At 34.3% G+C, this 20,110-nt stretch carries 21 protein-coding genes; 2 read left to right on the top strand and 19 right to left on the bottom strand.

What is annotated here, in order from left to right; all coding sequences use genetic code 11:
• Positions 1 to 173 precede the first annotated feature (173 nt).
• Positions 174 to 635, top strand: a complete 462-nt coding sequence (locus BMX09_RS07140; RefSeq protein ID WP_089747187.1) for a universal stress protein — start codon at positions 174 to 176, stop codon at positions 633 to 635.
• Positions 636 to 768: 133 nt separating this feature from the next.
• On the opposite strand, the gene BMX09_RS07135 is transcribed toward BMX09_RS07140, so the two are convergent.
• From BMX09_RS07135 to BMX09_RS07050, 18 genes are all read right to left on the bottom strand, one after another.
• Positions 769 to 1,158, bottom strand: coding sequence for a rhodanese-like domain-containing protein (locus tag BMX09_RS07135; RefSeq protein WP_245711143.1), 390 nt, complete (start codon positions 1,156 to 1,158; stop codon positions 769 to 771).
• A 31-nt stretch (positions 1,159 to 1,189) separates the two neighbouring features.
• Positions 1,190 to 2,149, bottom strand: a complete 960-nt coding sequence (locus BMX09_RS07130; protein ID WP_089747182.1) for an ROK family glucokinase — start codon at positions 2,147 to 2,149, stop codon at positions 1,190 to 1,192.
• Between the two features lie 32 nt (positions 2,150 to 2,181).
• Positions 2,182 to 2,877 (bottom strand): rhomboid family intramembrane serine protease, encoded by a 696-nt coding sequence (locus tag BMX09_RS07125; RefSeq protein ID WP_245711142.1) that lies wholly within the window; start codon positions 2,875 to 2,877, stop codon positions 2,182 to 2,184.
• Positions 2,874 to 3,440, bottom strand: coding sequence for a 5-formyltetrahydrofolate cyclo-ligase (locus tag BMX09_RS07120; protein ID WP_177159568.1), 567 nt, complete (start codon positions 3,438 to 3,440; stop codon positions 2,874 to 2,876). The genes BMX09_RS07125 and BMX09_RS07120 overlap by 4 nt, the downstream gene beginning before the upstream one ends.
• A gap of 18 nt (positions 3,441 to 3,458) precedes the next feature.
• Positions 3,459 to 4,235: a DeoR/GlpR family DNA-binding transcription regulator gene (locus tag BMX09_RS07115; RefSeq protein ID WP_089747201.1), complete on the bottom strand. Its 777-nt coding sequence runs from the start codon at positions 4,233 to 4,235 to the stop codon at positions 3,459 to 3,461.
• An 88-nt stretch (positions 4,236 to 4,323) separates the two neighbouring features.
• Positions 4,324 to 6,075, bottom strand: a complete 1,752-nt coding sequence (gene aspS / locus BMX09_RS07110) for an aspartate--tRNA ligase (RefSeq protein ID WP_089747178.1) — start codon at positions 6,073 to 6,075, stop codon at positions 4,324 to 4,326.
• A gap of 14 nt (positions 6,076 to 6,089) precedes the next feature.
• Positions 6,090 to 7,409, bottom strand: a complete 1,320-nt coding sequence (gene hisS / locus BMX09_RS07105; protein WP_089747176.1) for a histidine--tRNA ligase — start codon at positions 7,407 to 7,409, stop codon at positions 6,090 to 6,092.
• Positions 7,410 to 7,937: 528 nt separating this feature from the next.
• The gene (locus BMX09_RS07100) at positions 7,938 to 8,240 is read right to left on the bottom strand and encodes a rhodanese-like domain-containing protein (protein ID WP_322787585.1); all 303 of its coding nucleotides are present in this window, start codon (positions 8,238 to 8,240) and stop codon (positions 7,938 to 7,940) included.
• Between the two features lie 144 nt (positions 8,241 to 8,384).
• Positions 8,385 to 8,564: a 50S ribosomal protein L32 gene (rpmF, locus tag BMX09_RS07095; RefSeq protein ID WP_089747172.1), complete on the bottom strand. Its 180-nt coding sequence runs from the start codon at positions 8,562 to 8,564 to the stop codon at positions 8,385 to 8,387.
• A 38-nt stretch (positions 8,565 to 8,602) separates the two neighbouring features.
• Positions 8,603 to 9,160: a YceD family protein gene (locus BMX09_RS07090; RefSeq protein ID WP_089747170.1), complete on the bottom strand. Its 558-nt coding sequence runs from the start codon at positions 9,158 to 9,160 to the stop codon at positions 8,603 to 8,605.
• 113 nt (positions 9,161 to 9,273) lie between these two features.
• Entirely contained in the window at positions 9,274 to 10,314 is a 1,041-nt protein-coding gene (gene queA, locus BMX09_RS07085) for a tRNA preQ1(34) S-adenosylmethionine ribosyltransferase-isomerase QueA (protein WP_089747168.1), read from the bottom strand.
• Between the two features lie 3 nt (positions 10,315 to 10,317).
• A complete protein-coding gene (ruvB, locus tag BMX09_RS07080) occupies positions 10,318 to 11,334 on the bottom strand; it encodes a Holliday junction branch migration DNA helicase RuvB (RefSeq protein ID WP_177159567.1) in 1,017 nt (338 codons plus the stop codon).
• A 17-nt stretch (positions 11,335 to 11,351) separates the two neighbouring features.
• A complete protein-coding gene (gene ruvA, locus BMX09_RS07075; protein WP_089747165.1) occupies positions 11,352 to 11,954 on the bottom strand; it encodes a Holliday junction branch migration protein RuvA in 603 nt (200 codons plus the stop codon).
• A gap of 97 nt (positions 11,955 to 12,051) precedes the next feature.
• Positions 12,052 to 13,113 (bottom strand): DNA polymerase IV, encoded by a 1,062-nt coding sequence (gene dinB / locus BMX09_RS07070; protein ID WP_089747163.1) that lies wholly within the window; start codon positions 13,111 to 13,113, stop codon positions 12,052 to 12,054.
• A 146-nt stretch (positions 13,114 to 13,259) separates the two neighbouring features.
• A complete protein-coding gene (locus BMX09_RS07065) occupies positions 13,260 to 13,460 on the bottom strand; it encodes a YjzD family protein (protein WP_089747162.1) in 201 nt (66 codons plus the stop codon).
• Between the two features lie 96 nt (positions 13,461 to 13,556).
• Positions 13,557 to 14,081, bottom strand: coding sequence for an MltG/YceG/YrrL family protein (locus BMX09_RS07060; RefSeq protein ID WP_089747160.1), 525 nt, complete (start codon positions 14,079 to 14,081; stop codon positions 13,557 to 13,559).
• 12 nt (positions 14,082 to 14,093) lie between these two features.
• A complete protein-coding gene (locus BMX09_RS07055) occupies positions 14,094 to 14,576 on the bottom strand; it encodes a hypothetical protein (RefSeq protein ID WP_089747158.1) in 483 nt (160 codons plus the stop codon).
• Between the two features lie 98 nt (positions 14,577 to 14,674).
• Positions 14,675 to 16,735 carry a penicillin-binding transpeptidase domain-containing protein gene (locus BMX09_RS07050; RefSeq protein ID WP_089747198.1) on the bottom strand — a complete coding sequence of 687 codons (2,061 nt, stop codon included), beginning with the start codon at positions 16,733 to 16,735 and terminating at the stop codon, positions 14,675 to 14,677.
• A gap of 231 nt (positions 16,736 to 16,966) precedes the next feature.
• On the opposite strand from BMX09_RS07050, the gene BMX09_RS07045 reads away from it, so the two are divergent.
• Positions 16,967 to 19,591 (top strand): YfhO family protein, encoded by a 2,625-nt coding sequence (locus tag BMX09_RS07045; RefSeq protein ID WP_089747156.1) that lies wholly within the window; start codon positions 16,967 to 16,969, stop codon positions 19,589 to 19,591.
• On the opposite strand, the gene BMX09_RS10105 is transcribed toward BMX09_RS07045, so the two are convergent.
• Positions 19,550 to 20,110 (bottom strand): MSCRAMM family protein (locus tag BMX09_RS10105; protein WP_177159566.1); only part of this gene is annotated, 561 nt, incomplete at its 5' end. The two genes, BMX09_RS07045 and BMX09_RS10105, sit on opposite strands and share 42 nt — an antisense overlap.

Here is a 20,110-nt window from a genome sequence, read left to right as displayed (position 1 = left end):
TGTCACTTTTTATATCTCTTATAAGGATACCATATATTCAAAAAAATTGCAGAAAAAATGAATTTTTTATTTTGTTATTTATGAAAAAATCCCTTAACATCGAAAAAGAAAAGCCTTTCATAAACGAATAAACTATTGTATAATAAAGATAGAAAGATGAAAGGAGTGTTATTATGTTTCACGAATATACACGCATTCTTGTTCCAGTTGATGGTTCACAAGAAGCTAAATTAGCCTATGATAAAGCTATTGAGGTAGCAAAAAGAAATAATGCAACACTTGTATTAGCGCATGTTATTGATACTCGCTCATTACAGACACCTGCAGGATTCGAAGGGAACTTCACTGAAGAGATTCGTTCTCAAGCAGAAAATTTATTCGGTGAATATATTGAGCAAGCTAAAGAATCAGATTTCGAAGCTATTGAAACTGTTATTGAATATGGCTCTCCAAAACACATTATCTCAAAAAATCTTCCAGTCGATCACAATATCGATTTAATTATGATCGGTGCCACTGGTCTAAACGCTGTTGAACGTCTATTCATTGGCTCAGTATCAGAATTCGTTATCCGTAATGCTCGTTGCGATGTTATGGTTATTAGAACTGACTTAGAAAATGAATTACCACAATAATCTAACTCATTTACAAGCTGTGGCTATTGCTGCAGCTTTTTTGTGTTTATTCCCCCATTTTGAATACTGCTTATTAAGAAAATTCCACAAAAAAACTCATCCCAGAATCGCTCCCAAAATGAGTTTACTATTATTATTTAATATCTGTTTTTTTGACTTTACCATTCCAATTAGCATAACCGCCTTTTAAAATGTAAATATCTTTATAACCAGCTTTTTTCAAAATACGTGCGCTACGTCCGCTCACTAGAACGCCTGCATCGTATAAATATACAGGAGTGTCTTTGCGTAATTCTTTATAGCGAATTTTGAATTGTGAATAAGGAATATTTCTAGCACCTAAGATATGCGCATGCTTAAATTCATCTTTTTCACGAACATCAACTAATTGTACACGACGTAAATCCTTTCCGAATTCTTCTGAATCAACCACTTTTGCGGATGCTCTTGTAATAAGGTAGGCTACTAATTCATATAACGCATAAGCTAGAATTAACCCTACAATAATATATAAAATTACCATTTTTTTCTCCATTCTACATGTCTATTGTTCTTTATTTTGTAACTAATGAAGCTGCGCCGATTACACCAGCATCATTGCTTAATTTTGCTAAATCTAATTTTGTTGTTTCTCTTACTTGTGGGAATGTATGTTGATTGAAATATTTTTGTACACCTGTTAATAAGAATTCCCCGGCTGCTGATACGCCTCCTCCAATAACGATTGTTGCTGGATTTAATAAAGCTGCAATATCTGCACAGGCCATTCCTAAATATTCGGCAAAGTGTTCATAGACAATAACTGCTAAGTGATCGCCTTCTTTTGCTAAGTCCATCACCATCTTAGCAGAAACATCCTCTGCATTATCAATACGTTCTTTTAACTGTGATTCTCCTGCAAAACGTTCTGAATAACGTCTAGCTAAATTCACAATTCCTGTCGCACTGGCAACTGTTTCAAGACAACCTTTCTTACCACATGTACATGCAAAAGGTTCATCAAAATCAACCGTCATATGGCCAATCTCGCCACCTGCTCCTGCAACTCCATGAATTAGATTCCCATCGGCAATAATTCCGCCACCAACACCTGTTCCTAAGGTAATAAAGACGACATCTGGATTATTACTACCAGCTCCAACCCATTGTTCTCCAAGCGCTGCAACATTCGCATCATTATCAATAAAGAAAGGTAATCCTAATTCTTTTTCAATTGGTTCTTTAATTTTTTGGGTTTCTTTCCAGCCTAAATTATAAGCCCCAGTCACTGTACCATTTTCACGATTAACCACACCTGGCGAACCCATCCCAATTCCTAAAAAGTCTTCAGTAGTTAGGTTTAATAAAGCTATTTTGTGTTTAATTGATGCAATCATATCTGGAACAATATGTGCTCCCCCATCTAAAATATTTGTTGGAATCGACCATTTTTGTTGAATGTCACCTTGTTGAGTGACAATTGCTAACTTAATAGATGTTCCGCCTAAATCTATACCAATAATTTTCTTTGCCATATCACATACACCCCAATCTTATAATTACAAGACTAGTATAACACTTTCGACATTCCTAGTCTAAACAATAATAAAAAGACAATCACATAAGTAATCACCGCTAATATACGTTCTACGAGTTTTGTATTTTGGTCGCCATGAAATGATACAATAGCCGTCACCAAAAAGCCCCCCAGCAAACCACCTATATGACCAAAATTATCAACACCACTATTTAAAAATCCAAATATAACATTCAAAATAATTAATGGTCCATATGTTTTACCTAAGTAATTAAACGAACGTACATAGCTATGTTTATACGCTAAATATAAAATCACGCCAAATAAACCAAATAACGAGGTACTTGCCCCTGCTGATAAAGCATTACTAAATGCAAAACTGCAAACATTCCCCATAATGCCACTTAATAAGTAAACAACGAAAAAACGTCCGCTACCAAGAATTCGTTCCATTTCATTACCTAAATAATATAAAAATAAACTATTCATCACAAGATGAGCAATACCAATATGAATAAATATCGGTGTCACTAAACGCCAATATTGCCCCAGTGCGACTAAACCATTGACTTTTGCACCAAAAGCCATCAACACATATGGATTTTCTGAACCGCCCATCAAGGTCATCAATAAATAGACAATAATTTGAATCACTAAAAATAAATTCGTCACCGACCAATTATCTCTAATCATTCCTACATATCTTTGTTTTTTATAATAATTCACGACACATCAACCCCTTTCCGAGTTATAATCATATCAAGAGTAATATCCGTTTTTTCTCTTGGCCATATTGTTTCTTCATACAGTTGAAAGTCATAGGCTAATGAGAGCTTAGTCTGGGTAAAATCTGCTAAAAAGCGATCATAATACCCTCCACCAAAACCAACACGCTCACCACTTCTGCTATATGATACGCCAGGAACCACTACTAAATCAATTTGCGTTTTCGGGCAGACTTGACTTCCTTCAAAGACTGGTTCTCTCACCCCAAAATCTGTCATTTCAAACGGACCTTCTGCATCATAATAAACGAATACCATCTTGTGATTCGGTCTAGTAATTGGGACAACTACACATTTACCAGCCATTTGTGCCGCTTCAAATACTTCATCCAAAGACAGTTCATGTGCCATGGGTAAGGTTAAAGCAATTGTTTTTGCTTCTTTCCAAACTTGTAGCTGACACAACTGTTGACAAATTTCTTTTTCTTGTTGGCGTCGTTCTTGTTGGGAAGTTTGCTTTACTTTTTCTAAATAACTTTTGCGAATGTCTTGTTTCGTTACCATCATCATAACCTCCACTATTCACTCTTCTTCATCTACAAAAATAACGTCAATTCCTAAATCTTTTAAATACTCTACCGTAGCTCGATTCGCCATCGTATCAGTAATTACATGCGTAATCATTGAACAATCAGCCGTAAAAAAATTAGATTTTCTGCCGATTTTTTCACCTTCACAAACAACAATTCTAGGCCCTTCTGTACGTTCTAGAATCATTTTATTCACAGCTGTTTCCGGTAAAGCATAAGTCGTAATGCCTTCCTTAGATAGACCACCTACCCCTAAAAAGCAAATATTAGCAGTTACTCTAGAAAACGAATTAATGGCAAAATCTCCTACTAAAGATTTTTTTCTTTCATAAATTTCACCACCACTAACAATAATAACAGCTTCTGTATTATTTCGCTTGAAAATTGCTCGGCCATTATTCGTTAAAATCGTCACTTTTTTATGGGCTAAATATTTTAATAAACTGAATGCCGTTGAACCTGAATTGATAAAGACCATATCATAATCATTTACTAATTCTGCTGCTTTTTTAGCGATAATTTGCTTATTAGTCGTTTGAATTTTATCTTTTACTTTTTCAGTTTGAATAGTGCCTTTAATATAACGTGCACCACCATAAAATCGTTCAATTAAATGACGATCATCAAACAATTGCAAATCACGACGAATAGTAATTTCTGATACACCCAATTCTTTGGCTACATCTTCTACAAAAATTTCTCCTTCATCTTGCAATTTTTTTATTAATTTTTGTTGTCTTCTGAAAACCGTTCCTCTACTTTGCTTCATTTCTAATTCACCTTTCTCCCCTAATGAATTAAAATAAGGCAAAAGAGCCACAAGGACCCACCTTATCGACTCTTTCTTCCTACTAAAATTATCTTAATTTAAGTGATAATTCTTCTAATTGTGCTTCTGAAACTTGACCAGGAGCTTGAGTCAATGGATCCATTGCTGAACCGTTTTTAGGGAATGCAATCACTTCACGAATATTATCTTCACCAGCCAATAACATTACTAAACGATCTAATCCTAAAGCAATACCGCCATGTGGAGGGAAACCATAATCTAAAGCATCTAATAAGAAGCCAAATTGTGATTCTGCAGACTCTTTAGTGAATCCTAATACTTTAAACATTGCTTCTTGCATATCACGACGATAAATACGTAATGATCCACCACCAATTTCATAACCGTTTAAAACAATATCATAAGCTTGCGCACGAGCTTTTTCAGGATGATTAATTAATTCTTCTAAATCTTCATTAACTGGACGAGTGAATGGGTGGTGCATTGCTACAAAACGTCCTGCTTCTTCATCTTCTTCTAATAATGGCCAGTCAATCACCCATAAGAAATTAAACTTAGACTCATCGATTAATTCATGTTTTTTACCTAAGAATAAACGTAATTCAGATAATGATTGAGCAACTACACTTGGAGAATCTGCTACAAAGAACATAATATCACCAACTTCAGCATTTAAACGTTCTTGTAAGTCTTCAGTTTGGTTAGTCATAAACTTAGCGATAGGTCCTTTGAATCCTTCTTCTTCAAATTTCATCCATGCTAAACCTTTAGCACCATATTTTTTCACGAAATCAGCTAATTTGTCAGCTTCTTTACGAGAGTATTCACTAGCTAATCCTTTTAAGTTTAAAGCTTTCACTTGGCCGCCATTTTCAACTACTGAACTAAATACTTTTAAGTCACAGTTCTTCACAATATCACATACATCAATTAATTCTAAATCAAAACGAGTATCTGGTTTATCATTACCAAAACGAGTCATCGCTTCATCAAATGTCATACGTGGGAATGGTGTTGGAATATCAATTCCTTTTGTATCAAGCACGACTTTATGTAACAAACCTTCCATCATTGTTTGAATATCTTCAGCTGATAAGAAGCTTGTTTCGATATCAACTTGAGTAAATTCAGGCTGACGGTCACCACGTAAATCTTCATCACGGAAACAACGAACGATTTGATAATAACGATCAATCCCACCACCCATTAATAATTGTTTAAATAATTGAGGTGATTGTGGTAAAGCATAAAATCCACCTTCATGAACACGTGAAGGTACTAAATAGTCACGAGCTCCTTCTGGTGTTGATTTTGTTAAATATGGAGTTTCCACATCCATATAGCCATTTGCATCTAAGTAGTTACGAATAGCGTGAGTCGTTTGGTGACGTAAGCGTAAGTTTTCTAACATTGGTTTACGACGAATATCTAAATAACGATATTTCATACGTAATTCATCCGCTACATTTAAATCATCTTCAATATAGATTGGTGGAGTTTTAGCTGTTGAATAAACCACTAATTCATGGGCTTCAATTTCTAACATACCAGTTTTTAAGTTAGGGTTAACATCACTACGTTCAACCACTGTACCCGTTACTTCCACTACGAATTCTGGACGAATAGATTCTGCTAATTTAAAGCATTCTTCGTTATAATCAGGGTTAAATACTACTTGTACTAAGCCTTCACGGTCACGGATATCCGCAAAGATAACGCCACCTAAGTCACGATGTTTTTGTACCCAACCTTGAACAACGATTTCTTGTCCAAGCATATCTGGTGTTACTTGTCCACAATATACTGTTCTCTTTTTCATACTATACTTCCTCCCTATTTTGCGTTAAAGTACTCATCAATTGCTGTTGTATCCATTGTTGCTTGACGATATACAACATCGAAATTAGTTGCTAATTCACTAAATGGTACTTTAATTTCTTTACGTTTTGCCATGATTTTAACTGATGCTTCTTGGTTTTCAACTTCTTCATCTCCAATTGTGATAACCATTGTCGCATTTTGTTTTTGTGCTTGTTTGAATTGGGCTTTTGGTTTACGGTTAAAGAAGTCACGATCCACTGAATAGCCTTGTTGACGTAATTTATACGTTAATGTTAGGACTTCTGTTTGCACATCTTCACCAATTCCCATCATATATACATCTAAGTCATAAACATTTGGAATTTCTACTTCTTCATCTTTCATTAATAAGACTAAACGTTCAATCCCCATACCAAAACCAAAGCCAGGTGTTTCAGGACCATCTAAGTCTTCTACTAATCCATCATAACGTCCACCACCACAAATAGTCGTTTTAGCACCGAATGATTTAGAATCCGTCATAATTTCAAAAATTGTATCTTGGTAGTAATCTAAACCACGCACCATGTTTGTATCAATTTCAAATGGAATGTCTAAAGCAGTTAAATAAGCTTGCACCATTTCAAAATGTTTTTGTGATTCTTCCGATAAGAAATCTAAAATGCTTGGCGCATCTTTCACTAATTCAATATCTTTTTTATCTTTACTATCTAAGACACGTAAAGGATTTTTATGTAAGCGAGTTTGTGAATCAGCACTTAATTCATCAAAATGAGGTTCTAAATAGTCAATTAGTGCTTGACGATATTTAATACGGTCTTCATTTTTACCTAATGAATTAATCACTAATTTAATATTTGATAAACCTAATTCTTTTAATAAATCCCATGCTAAAGCAATGGTTTCCACATCAACAGCTGGATTAGTTGAACCGAATACTTCTACTCCAATTTGGTGGAATTGACGCATACGACCTGATTGTGGACGTTCATAACGGAACATTGGCGCCATATAATACGTTTTATATGGTTTCTTATGTTCTGGTCCAAATAATTTATTTTCCACATATGAGCGAACAATCGCAGCTGTTCCTTCAGGGCGAAGTGTCATATGACGTTCTCCTTTATCATAGAAGTCATACATTTCCTTCGACACGATATCAGAAGTATCACCTACTCCACGTGAAAATAACTCATAGCTTTCAAATAATGGTGTACGCATTTCTTCAAAACGATAATCATTAAAAATAATGCGAGCAGTTTCTTCAACATATTGCCAAATACGAGCCTCATCGCCAAATAAATCGGCAGTTCCTTTTGGTTTTTGAATCATTATATATACCTTACCTTTCCTTGTTTATAAAATAAAAAAATCCCGACTTCACACAGAAGTCAGGACGAATATACTTATACGTGGTGCCACCTAATTTTAGAAAGATCAACTCTTTCCCTTTATCACTAACGGTGTGTGGCCGGAATACTATTACATATTCTCCTCAAGATTGTCATTCACCTTACTAGTCTTATGAAAAGCTTTCAGCCAAGTCTTCTCTCTCTTTATGCTAGTATTGTTACTATGTGTCTGTCATCGGATTTCTTTATTTACATTACTATAATAGTACTAGTTACAGCCTATAAAGTCAAGAATTACTAGTGACAAAGCTTGCTTTTTTTAGTCTTTGGGAAAGCCTTATTTTTATAGAACTAAATGAATATAGCAGTAGATCCCTTCCAGTAGAAATAAGGTTTATAAAGGCTATCACCAAAAATTAATAAACTTATATTCCCTATCTAGTTTCCTGTTTTAGTATAGCAGTATCCATGCAGTTTGATAGGCTTTTCCTATACAGTCATTATGTGCCTACACAACTTCACCAGTCCACTCAAGCATACCACCTAGAACATTTATCCCATGATACCCTTGCAGATTCAAAAATTCACAAATCATACCCGAACGATTTCCCGAGCGACAAATAAAATAATACACTTCATCTTTTGTTAATTCTTGATACTTAGCGCCAAATTCACTCATTGGAAAATTTACAGCCCCTTTCACATGCCCGGCTTTGAATTCATGCACTTCACGCACATCAATTAGATTAATTTCTTTTATTTTTATTAATTCTTCAAAATCTTTCATTGAAATCTCTTCTTGCACTACCATTCCTGCTTTCTTATTTAGTTTTTCTGTTTGTTACTATTTAACTTTATTCTAACCATTCCGGATTAGAAAGCAATGATAATGACTTTTTTTGCAAAAAAAATAAAGCCTACGATAGGTAGACTTTATTTTTATAAGTAACTAAAATTAAGCTTTAGTTGATACAACTTCTTTTCCATCGTAGTTTCCACATTCTGGACAAACGTGATGGCTTTTTCTTAATGAACCACAGCTTGGGCAAGCGCTCAAACCAGGTACTTCTAATTTGAAGTGAGTACGACGTTTTGCTTTTCTAGCTTTTGATGTTTTACGTTTTGGTACTGCCATGTTCTACACCTCCTATTTTTTAAACTGCTTTTTGTGAATTACTCTTCAGTCTCGTCTTTTTCAAAAAAAGACTTTAGTCCTGCTAGACGCGGGTCAACTGATTGTTCTTTATGACGTTGCTTTTGCGAACGATACTGTTCTTCAGAAACAACTTCCCAGTCTTTACCACTCGGCATTTGATTATTTTCTAATTCTTCCGGTGATAACACCTGTAAAGGAAGATTTAATAAAATATGATCTTCAACTGCCGGCTGCAGGTCTATCCAATCGTCTTTCAGCGGGATAATAATCTCTGAAAAATCATCATCATTAAATGAAGAAGATGTTTCAGGAACATATCTCTCAACTATTGGTATTTCTAACGAAATCACAACAGGTTCCAACGATCGAGATGAAGGAAGTGTGATGTCTAACGTGCATGTAAACTGAGCAATAACTGAATGTCCTTCGTATAAGAAAAATCCTTTCAGACTCGCAGGAGAAGCTGAGATAATCTCAGGGTCTCTAAGTTTTAGTGAATCTTCTACACAAAGTTTCTCGTCAAAATAACGAGGCTCTCCTTGATAAGCTTCAAGCTGTTTCAATGAAATTTTCACATTTTTCACCCCTAAGCAACAAATTGAATTATACTATTAAGCATTCTCTTTGTCAATGTTTTATACTTTACAATCTATATTTTTTTTAAAATTTGTAGATTTTACTACAAAAATTAAGAACGATACACAAACATTGCGTCTCCAAAGCTAAAGAATCGATATTTTTCATCAATTGCATGTTGATAGCAAGCCAATGTATTTTCTCTACCTAAGTATGCACTAACTAACATAACTAAAGTAGATTTTGGTAAATGGAAATTCGTAACAAATGCATCTACAAGGGCAAATTCGTATCCTGGTGAGATAAAAATATCTGTCCAACCACTTGTTGCCACTAAGCGACCATTATTTGCTTTAGCAACCGTTTCAAGCGTTCTAATTGATGTTGTTCCTACTGCAATCACTCGTCCACCAGCTTCTTTTGTTTTATTAACAATCTCTGCTGTTTCTGGTGAAATTTGATAATATTCAGAATGCATCTTATGATCTTCTAAATTATCAACGGATACAGGTCTAAATGTTCCTAAGCCGACATGCAAGGTAACAGGCACGACATTAACACCTTTTGCTTTTAGCTCATCCAATACTTCATTCGTAAAGTGTAAGCCGGCAGTTGGCGCTGCTGCTGAACCATTTTCTTTAGCATAGACTGTTTGGTAGCGGTCTTGATCTTCCAGCTTTTCTTTAATATATGGAGGTAGTGGCATTTCACCAAGACTTTCTATAATCTCTAGAAAGACACCATCATATGAAAATTCAATCATACGTCCACCTTGTTCCAATGTTTCAAGAACAGTTGCTGTTAATCTTCCGTCTCCAAAAGTAATTTTTGTGCCAACCTTAAAACGTTTAGCGGGCTTAACTAATGTTTCCCAAGTGTCACCTTCCGTATTTGTTAGTAATAATACTTCACAGTGTGCCCCTGTTTCTTCTTTGACTCCGTGTAAACGAGCTGGTAATACGCGTGTGTTATTAATTACCAATGTATCGCCAGCATTTAATTCACCAATAATCTCTGAAAAATGCTTGTCTTCCATTTTATTAGTTATTGCATCAACTGTCAATAGTTTTGATGATGCACGATTTTTTAATGGTGTTTGAGCAATTAATTCTTCTGGTAAATTAAAGTCAAAATCATTTGTTGTAAATCCCATGTATTATATATCCCCTTTGTACAAATTTTCTTTTTTAAGATGTTGATAACCTAAGTCTGAAACCATTCTACCACGTGCAGTCCGTTTTAAAAAGCCTATTTGAAGTAAATACGGTTCATACATATCTTCTATTGTCTCACGGTCTTCTGATATATTGGCCGCTATGGCTGCTAATCCGACTGGTCCACCATCATATAATTCAATCATTGTGCCTAATAATTTGCGGTCAACTGCATCCAAACCTTTATCATCAACTTGTAAGGCATCCAAAGCAACTTTAGCAATTGCTGCAGTTATCACTCCTTCTGAATAAACTTCTGAATAATCTCTTACACGCTTTAATAAACGATTAGCAATACGTGGAGTTCCCCTAGAACGTAAAGCTACTTCTCTGGCCGCTTGCGGTTCAATATCCGCTTGAAAGACACTAGCTGTACGTGTCACAATTTCTTTTAAGGCACTTTCATCATAATACTCCATATGAGCCATAATACCAAATCGGTCACGCATTGGCGCTGATAATACACCTGCTCTTGTCGTAGCACCAATTAAAGTAAATGGTGGTAATGGAAAATGAACCGGATGAGCAGTTGGTCCTTGTCCGACAATAATATCTACATAAAAATCTTCCATCGCTGAATAAAGCATTTCTTCAACAACACGCGGTAAACGATGAATCTCATCAATAAACAAAACATCTCCAGCTTTTAAATCATTTAACAAAGCAATCAAATCCCCTTGACGCTCAATTGCTGGTCCACTAGTTGTTTTGATACCAACTTCTAATTCATTAGCAATAACCATCGCTAAAGTTGTCTTCCCTAATCCAGGAGGCCCATATAATAATACATGGTCCATAGCTTCAGATCTCGCTCTTGCCGCTTGAATATAGATAGCTAATTGTTCCTTAATCTTATCTTGCCCAATATATTGCTGTAAATACTTTGGTCGTAAGGATAATTCGTTTAACTCTTCAGTCGTATCAAAATTCTCGGCATCTACTACTCTTTCGTGCTCCACTATTTAACCCCCTTGATTTATTTCATTAATAATGTAAAAGCCTTACTTAAAGCCGCTTGAGTTGAGTCAAATGATTCTTTTTCCATTTGCTTCCAAATACGAGTAACTTCACGACTAGAATACCCAAGCCCCAATAAAGCTTCCCTTGCATCCGCTAAAATCGTACTTTCTTTCGCTCCTGGTGTTACCGGTTCTTCTTGGAATAGGTTCGTTTGAGTAACTGAACCCAGACTACCTTTCAAATCTAAAATAATTTGTTGGGCAGTCTTCTTACCAACACCAGGGAATTTAGTTAAATAACGAATATCTTCTGAATCTACCGCTTGAATAAAACCTGTCAAATCATCATTAGCCAAAATCGAAATCGCACTCTTAGGGCCAATCCCTGATACACTAATTAACTTATTGAATAAATTTTTCTCTTCTTCTGATAAGAAACCATATAATGTTATCGAATCTTCTCGAACAATTTGCTCTAAGAGAATAGTAGCTTCTTTTTTCATATTATCTTGCAAACGAAAAGGATTCGCTAACATAATCTTATACCCAACTCCTTGTACCTCAACGACAATATAAGTTGGATAAATCTTTTGAATCACACCTGTTATATAATCATACATTTTTTAACCTCCGTCTTACTTACTTATCTATGTTATCATGATTTTAGCCAAATTAATATCTCAACAAAAAGAATTACTAACTTTTAACAAGGAAAGCTTAATCAAATAATGACAATTGCTTAAAAGCTTGCTCTTTAGGTAATAGATTAGATACCGATAAACCAACCAAACGAATGGGCTCTTCATCATAAGCCTCATAAAATAAATAATCCATCGTCCTTACTAAAGTATCATAATCTTTAGTATAATTTACCAAACTCTTACTTTTAGTCGTTGTTTGAAACTTGTGATTACGTAATTTTAATGTTACCGTCTTACAAACCATACCTTCTTTTTCTAACTTATCCACAATCCATTTCACATATTTTTCCAAGGTGACCACTAATTCTCGCTCCGAAAAGCAATCCTCGATAAAAGTCGTCTCTTTCCCTAATGATTTCCGCTGACGATCGATCGTTAATTCATCACTTGATAACCCACGAACTTGTTGGTACAGCCTTTCCCCTTGCTTACCAAAACTTTGCACTAATTCTTGCTTAGACACTGCTAATAAATCTGCTCCCGTAAAAATCTCTTTTTTGCGCATCTTTTCAGCCGTCACCTTACCAACACCATAAAAGTCTTCAATTTTTAAATGATTAATAAATCCTTGAAAGTCTTTATCATCAACTACCGTAATCCCACTTGGTTTTTGATATCCTGAGGCGATTTTAGCTAAAAATTTATTAAATGACACGCCAACCGAACAAGTCAATCCTAATTGTTGATAAATATCATATTGAATTTTTTGGGCACATAAAGTTGCTGACTTAATACCTAATTTATTCTCCGTCACATCCAAATAAGCCTCATCAATGGATAAAGGCTCTACCAAATCTGTATACCGATGAAAAATCGCTCGTACTTCTTGACTAACTTGACGATATAAGTCAATATTTGGTTTAATAACCACTGCTTTTGGACATAATTTTAATGCTTCCTTCGTTGACATAGCAGAATGCACGCCAAAACTTCGAGCTTCATAAGAACAAGTCGATACAACACCACGATTTCTAGCCTTACCACCAACAATGACTGGCTTACCAATTAATTCTGGATGATCTCTTTGTTCTACTGAGGCAAAAAAAGCATCCATATCAACATGTAAGATTTTCCTCATTTGTTCACCACCTCATAGAACGTACGTTCCTATTATACAACAATGTTTCTATTTCTGCCATATTATCGCACTATGAAGCCCTTTTTTATAAACAAATGCATAAAAATAAGACTAGCACATAAAAGTGTTAGTCTAGTCTTATCTTGCTATTTTTTTGTTGCTTCAACTGTTCCCTCTTTAGTTGGCTTAATAAAAAATGCTTCGAGAATATATACTAAAATCGAAATTCCAATACCTAGAGCAACTGCGCTTTGAAAATTATATTCCATACCACCTAAAGCTGTTCCAAGATAAAAAGTAACTTGACCTAAGATAAGTCCCCAAAATAATGTTACTATATATTTCACTAGTTACACCTTCTTTCAACTGTTAATTATAAAACACGTGAAACAAATAAACAATAAAAAGCTTCCTTTTTTTCGGAAGCTTTTTTATTCAATTATTTATTGTTTATGTCCAATTGTATTAGCAATTTGTTCATAAGTCATACCTTGTCTTAATTCGTATGTTCCTACCCAAATGGTTTGTGCATACCCTTCTTCTTCTAAGTATTCGGCAAATTTTTGTGAATCATCAATTAAGCCTTTTTCTTTTAGCATGTTGGCAATTTGAATTGAAATCATACCATTTTCAATGGTTACTGAAACTGGTTTACCATCAGCAATTGGTTTAGAAGATTCGTTTTCAGTTGTGCTAGTTTGCTCTGCTGATAAACTACTTTCTAAAGAAGCTGCTTCTTGTTTTAATGAACTTTCTAAGGCAATAGATTCTTCTGTAGAAATTTCACTTGATTCAGATGGCTTAACTTCAGGATTATCGTATGTTTCACCAATTTTTGGTAAATTCCATTCATTTAGCTGCTCTTTATATTGGTCTGGTACAAGTGGCCATGCAAAACTAACAGCTGCTAAAATTAACGCTGAGAACAAGAATCCAATACCAAGAGAACGAAATTTTGTTTTACTCATGGTTCTTCCTCCTTACTCTGGGTCTACTTCAAAATAGTTTTCAATTACTGATTGTACAGTCGACATTGGAACAGATAATTGTTCACTAATTTCGTCCATTTCACAACCTTGGCTGTACAATGTAATGATGTGTTGTTTTGTGATGTTGTGAAGTTTTTTAGAATCTACGACTGGTTCTACTTCTTGGAATGTTTCAGTTACTTCTAATGCTTCAACAACTGGTTCCACATCTTCTACTTCTGGTACAGCTACTTCTACTGAGTCTTGAGCTGTATACTCAGTTGCTTGATATTGTGGAGCGTGCATTACTCGTGGAGTTCCTTCCATTTCTTGGAATTTTTTCTTTAAGTAATAAAGTTCACGGTTTAGCTCTAAAAGACTTTCACTCATTTCATCTAATTCTTCTTCGTAATTATTATCTTTTAAGAACAACGAAATGAATAAAAAGATAATTGCTAATGCTAATAGTCCGATGATGACTACCCATGTGTCCATATTCTCACCTCATTATATTTTATATACCCCTATTGTATAATAAAAGGTAGTTATAACGCAACAGCTATGAAACATTATTCTTAGCCAAAGCGAATTATTTAATTGCCAAAATAAGCTTTATATACTTCTTCTGCAATTTTTGCACCATAATCAAAGGCTGGAGCTTTAACGAAATATGGTGATACGACTGTTACTACAATTTCCGGATTGTCTGCTGGTGCATAAGAAGCAAAGGTAATATTCGTTACTGGTTCTCCTTGTAGCGATTTTACACCACCTGCATAGAAAGCTTCGGTTGTCCCTGTTTTACCGGATACAACTGGTGAATAGGTCTGAAAGACGGTTCTAGCTGTTCCATAATTACCATGAGTTACTTCATATAATCCTTTTTGCACACGTTCCATAATTGGTTCTGAAACAGGGATTGAATTCATAATTTTAGGATTAACAACTGTCTCTAACTTACCAATTGTGCCATCTTCACCAAATGAATGGATTTCTTTTACTAAATGAGGCGCTACTCGCACACCATTATTAGCTACTGTTGCCATATATTGGGTTAATTGTAATGGTGTATATAAATCAAACTGACCAAAAGAAAAGTCAAGTGCTGAATAAGCTGCGGCTGTTCCACCATTAAACCCAACACTTTCATTTGGCAAATCGATTCCTGTTCTTACACCTAAACCAAATTCAGCATAATAGCGTCGTAATTTATCAAAGACATCCAAGTTTAGATTTAATTTCCCACCTGGAACATAATCATATTGGCCACCCATACGCATGGCTAATTTAATCATATAAACGTTTGAGGAACGTTCTAAGGCTGTTATGTCATTGATTTTAATGCGACCATCACGGTTAAATACAGATGTTTTCGGTTTGGATGCTTCAAAGACAATTGGTTCATCAACAATTTCGTTATCAGATAAAGAAATTACTCCATCCATATAACCTGCTAATACGGTAGCTGCTTTAATGGAAGATCCCATCCCATAAGAACTATTAATCGCACCAAGGGCATCATCTTTAATGCCGGTCATTTTTTCATTATCATCATACACACGTTTTTTACCTGCAATACCAATAATATCGCCTGATTGTGGATTCATCGCTACAATATATAAACGATCCATCCCTTTATCAGTTTGTTTTTCTAATTCATTCTTAGCAATATCTTCAATTTTTTGTTGGAAATCCGTATCAATTGTTAAAATCAAATCAGACCCCGGCTTACCTGGATAGACTTCTGTTGATTTTACAATTTCACGCGAACTGTTGGTTGTATTTTCAATTAATGTCTTAGTTCCAGTTAGTACTTCATCGTATTCTTCTTCTAAATAACTCACCCCAACGCGATCATTTAGCGAACGTCCTTTAGCTAATAAAGCATTTACTTTATTAGATGGTAGACCTGATTTTTCAGTTGATACGGTTCCTAAGATTGAACGCAACATATCATTCATCGGATAAGTTCTATCCCAGTCAGACGATACATCAATTCCCGGTAAATCATTCAAATGTTCACTAACTTGAGCAATCTCTGTCTCGGTCACATCTTGATTTTTGATGGTAACAGTCGCTAGTGAATAAGCACTATTCATCTTCGTATAGACAGCTATTACTTGACGTTCTTCTTCAGAATAATTGATATCTTCTGCGGTAATATGTTCCAGACGCATACTATATACTTCACCTGGAGTTAATGATTCCTCTGTTGCTTTTTGCTTTTCTTCGGGTGTTAATAAGCTATCAACTTTATCTGGATTGTTAATATACCAATAATCCTTTAAGTCACGCTCTTTTAAGTCCTTTGTATCAATCCAAACATATTTGGTTAATTCTTTGGCAACTTCCATCATTTGTTTACTTTTCACATTATATTCTCTTGTATAAGTGATGGCTAATTTTGCTTCATTGCCTACTAATAAACGTCCTTCACTATCATAAATTTTCCCTCTTGGTACTGTTTTTTTAGTAGTGATAGTTTCTGTCCTTCTAACTAAAGCAGCAAAATCATCCCCCTTTGTTAATTGGATATATCCCAATCGCACAATTAAAGCGATAAAAGAGAAAAAGACAATCAATAATAACAAATTCAATCGAAATGGAATATGCGATTTCTTCTTCTTTTTCATTTTGGCTGCTCTTTTTTTCATTCTTTTATTCAAAGTTTTCACATCCATTATTCTATTCTATAACTACATTAGTATAGCACAAATCTCTTGTAAACATTGTTAAAAAAGTATTATTTTTATTTGAATTTTTCTACCTAAGCTATTTTTAAAGCTATTTTGTCAATTTTATGTAAATTACCTCTAACTTAATGAAACCTTTCATTTTTCGTGATATGCTTATATTGTTTTAGATTTTCCTTTGGAGGTTATAAGATGAAAACTTTTTTCAAAGTAACGAATAAAACGTTGCTGCTAGCCTCTTTTCTAATTCCATGTTTCATCCTAGTAACAATTTATGCTTTACTAGGGACCTATCCTTTTGGAACGGGATCTTTATTAACGATTGACTTAGGACAGCAATATGTTGATTTTTTCAGCTATTACCGTCATACCATTTTAGAAGATCCACAAGCTTTATTTTATAGTTTTTCCAAATCGATTGGTGGAGATATGTTAGGTTTATGGGCTTATTATTTAACGAGTCCTTTTAATTTGATCTTTTTATTTGTAAATAAATATCAATTAGCAACTGCTGTAACGATTCAAATCTTAGTAAAGCTATCTTTTTGTAGTATGAGTATGTGTTATTTACTACAAAAACTAAAACCTCATGCCCCAGTAGCGAATTTAGTTTTTGCCTTATCGTATGGTTTAATGAGCTATTTAACGGTGAATCAGTTTAATGTGATGTGGTTGGATGGTATGATTTGGCTTCCAATAGTTATTTATGGTTTGGATTGCCTTATCAAGGATAAAAATCCACTCTATTACATTATCCCTTTGTCAATTACTGTCTTTAGTAATTACTATATCGGCTATATGATTTGCATTTTCTTAGTCTTTTTCTTCTTTTATCTATTACTTAGTCAAGAAAATGCGCTACCTCCTCGTCAAGCATTATGGGCATTTATCCGTTTTGCTGGCTATTCATTATTAAGTATGGGCTTAATTAGCTTTTTATTAGTTCCAACTTTTTATAGTCTAATCGGTGGGAAAGCCTCTTATTCAAAATGGCAATGGGTCTGGACACTAGACTACAATCCGCTTGAATTATTATCGAAAATCTATTTTGGTTGTTTTGATTTTGATCAAATGCCTGATGGTCTACCAAATATTTTTGTTGGTTCAATTGCTAGTTTATCTTTTATAGCTTATTTTTTTAGTTCTAAATTTAAATGGAAAGAAAAAATTTATGCGCTATTACTAACGATCTTTTTATTAGTTAGTATGAATGTTGAATGGTTGAACAAATTATGGCATGCTGGCCAATTTCCAATTTGGTATCCATATCGCTTTTCTTTTGTCTTTTGTTTTATGGTGGTCTATATTGCTCATCGTTGGTATACGTCAAACGATTACTTTAAACAGTGGTTAATTATTCCGATTTTGGTTATTTTGGTAGGTAATACTTATTATTATATTAGCCATCCTGTTAGCTATTTAGAGCCATGGCAATTATGTATTGGTTTAAGCTTTACTGGATTAGCTCTATTATTAATCCTCTGCAAAAATAGTCCATTAAAGCACATTAGATACTGCTTATTGGTCTTTGTCATTTTTGAAATGGGCTTAAATTCTTATGTGAATCTCACTCGTTTAAGCTATGTCAGTCAGACAAGTTTTGTCACCTATCAACAAATGCTCGATAGTTGGGCTAAAGTCGTAAGACCAAAAGAAGGGCAATTTTATCGTGTGGAAAAAACATTCCAACGCTCTAAAGGAGATGCTATGCAATCACCTATTTATGGCTTAAATCATTTTGCTTCTACTTTAGAAAAAGAGTTACCTACTTTATTTGGTTCACTAGGAATTTCAGAAAGTAATGGCTTTATTTCTTATAGTAATGGCACTATGTTTACGGATAGTTTCTTTGATATTTTATATATGATAGAAGATAACCAGACCATTGCCAATCCTTATACAAAAGATCAAAAACCTTTCCCAATCCATGAATATTGGACTAGAAAAGATTTAAATTATTATCAAAAAATCACCCATCAAACCCAAGCAACGATTTATAAAAATCCTTTTGCTTGGTCACTAGCTTTCCCAATCGATAGCAGTGTTAAAGAACAGCATTTTGAAGTTAATAAACCAATCAAAAACCAAGAACTATTAGCAACATTATTAGGAAATGGTAAAACACCACTATTTTCTTTTGAAGGCTACCGCATCTCTTATGAAAATGTATCGGTATCCACTATCGAAAATAGTCATCGCTTATTATACAAAAAAATTGATCCTGATAAAGAAGCGAAAATAATCATTGAATTTACACCGATTAGTACAGACCCTTATTACATTGTCTTGGATGGGCAGTTAAGAAAAGATGATTTCTCTTTAAAACTTAATGATGAAAAATACTACTATTATAATTCATTCCGACATAATGCGGTAATGAATCTAACTAGTCAAACGCTTGATTTACAAAAATTTGAAATCACTTTGGAAAAGGCATCATTCACTATGGATAAACCTGAACTATATCGCTTTAATGTTGAAGAATTCAAAAAATTACATCACACTATCCAACCACAATTAATGCAAATGGATAACTTTACAGAAACTGCATTCACAGGACATGCAACGATTACAAAAGACAGCTCCATGCTAACAACCATTCCTTATTCAAAAGGGTGGCAAGTATTAGTTGATGGCAAAAAAGTTGATACCTATCCCGTGCTAGATTCATTACTAGCTTTCGATATTTCAGCTGGAAGCCATTCCTTTAGTTATCACTATCATACGCCTTATTTATGGCAAGGTGTGATGATATCCATTAGTTCTATTGGGATATTATTGATTTGTTTGACTCATTATAAAAAAAGAAACTCTTAGGCTTATGCACACAATGCACGAGCTTAAGAGTTTTTGTTGTTTATTTCTAAATATTGCATTAGCTAATGGGATATTAGTTTCACCATCTTTTTTGATAATTTTGATTCCGCCTTTAATTTGATTGACGAATTCTAGTTCATTGATTTTTTTAGCTTGTAGTGTTACTTTCTTGACTTCGTTTGATTTTTGTAGGTGGTCTGGTACGTCAATTTCTCGTACGTATACGGTTTTTCTTAATAAATTAGAAACGTCTACTGTACCATCTTCACCAGTTGTGTATCTCCATTTATCGCTCTTGAAATCTTTATTGTATGATACTTCAAAGGTTACGTTAGGAACGTAATTGCCTTCTGTATCTTTTTTAGTTAGTTTCAATTTGTATTGGATTTGGTTGATGAATACTACTTCATTGACTTTATCTGGTCTTAATTCAATACTTTTTACTTCGTTTGATTTTACTAGATAGTCTGGTACTTTAATCTCACGAACATAGACTTTTTTACCCGCCCAATTAGGGAT

The organism is Granulicatella balaenopterae, from assembly GCF_900111135.1.
Lineage (GTDB): Bacteria > Bacillota > Bacilli > Lactobacillales > Aerococcaceae > Granulicatella > Granulicatella balaenopterae.
This window is presented reverse-complemented; position numbering and strand designations above follow the sequence as displayed.

What these genes read in the sequence shown, in the direction of transcription:
- BMX09_RS07140 (WP_089747187.1), top strand. Translation starts at nt 174, where the DNA reads ATGTTTCACGAATATACACGCATTCTTGTTCCAGTTGATGGTTCACAA.
- BMX09_RS07135 (WP_245711143.1), bottom strand. Translation starts at nt 1,158, where the DNA reads ATGGTAATTTTATATATTATTGTAGGGTTAATTCTAGCTTATGCGTTA.
- BMX09_RS07130 (WP_089747182.1), bottom strand. Translation starts at nt 2,149, where the DNA reads ATGGCAAAGAAAATTATTGGTATAGATTTAGGCGGAACATCTATTAAG.
- BMX09_RS07120 (WP_177159568.1), bottom strand. Translation starts at nt 3,440, where the DNA reads ATGGTAACGAAACAAGACATTCGCAAAAGTTATTTAGAAAAAGTAAAG.
- BMX09_RS07115 (WP_089747201.1), bottom strand. Translation starts at nt 4,235, where the DNA reads ATGAAGCAAAGTAGAGGAACGGTTTTCAGAAGACAACAAAAATTAATA.
- aspS (WP_089747178.1), bottom strand. Translation starts at nt 6,075, where the DNA reads ATGAAAAAGAGAACAGTATATTGTGGACAAGTAACACCAGATATGCTT.
- hisS (WP_089747176.1), bottom strand. Translation starts at nt 7,409, where the DNA reads ATGATTCAAAAACCAAAAGGAACTGCCGATTTATTTGGCGATGAGGCT.
- BMX09_RS07100 (WP_322787585.1), bottom strand. Translation starts at nt 8,240, where the DNA reads ATGGTAGTGCAAGAAGAGATTTCAATGAAAGATTTTGAAGAATTAATA.
- rpmF (WP_089747172.1), bottom strand. Translation starts at nt 8,564, where the DNA reads ATGGCAGTACCAAAACGTAAAACATCAAAAGCTAGAAAAGCAAAACGT.
- queA (WP_089747168.1), bottom strand. Translation starts at nt 10,314, where the DNA reads ATGGGATTTACAACAAATGATTTTGACTTTAATTTACCAGAAGAATTA.
- ruvA (WP_089747165.1), bottom strand. Translation starts at nt 11,954, where the DNA reads ATGTATGATTATATAACAGGTGTGATTCAAAAGATTTATCCAACTTAT.
- dinB (WP_089747163.1), bottom strand. Translation starts at nt 13,113, where the DNA reads ATGAGGAAAATCTTACATGTTGATATGGATGCTTTTTTTGCCTCAGTA.
- BMX09_RS07060 (WP_089747160.1), bottom strand. Translation starts at nt 14,081, where the DNA reads ATGAGTAAAACAAAATTTCGTTCTCTTGGTATTGGATTCTTGTTCTCA.
- BMX09_RS07055 (WP_089747158.1), bottom strand. Translation starts at nt 14,576, where the DNA reads ATGGACACATGGGTAGTCATCATCGGACTATTAGCATTAGCAATTATC.
- BMX09_RS07050 (WP_089747198.1), bottom strand. Translation starts at nt 16,735, where the DNA reads ATGAAAAAAAGAGCAGCCAAAATGAAAAAGAAGAAGAAATCGCATATT.
- BMX09_RS07045 (WP_089747156.1), top strand. Translation starts at nt 16,967, where the DNA reads ATGAAAACTTTTTTCAAAGTAACGAATAAAACGTTGCTGCTAGCCTCT.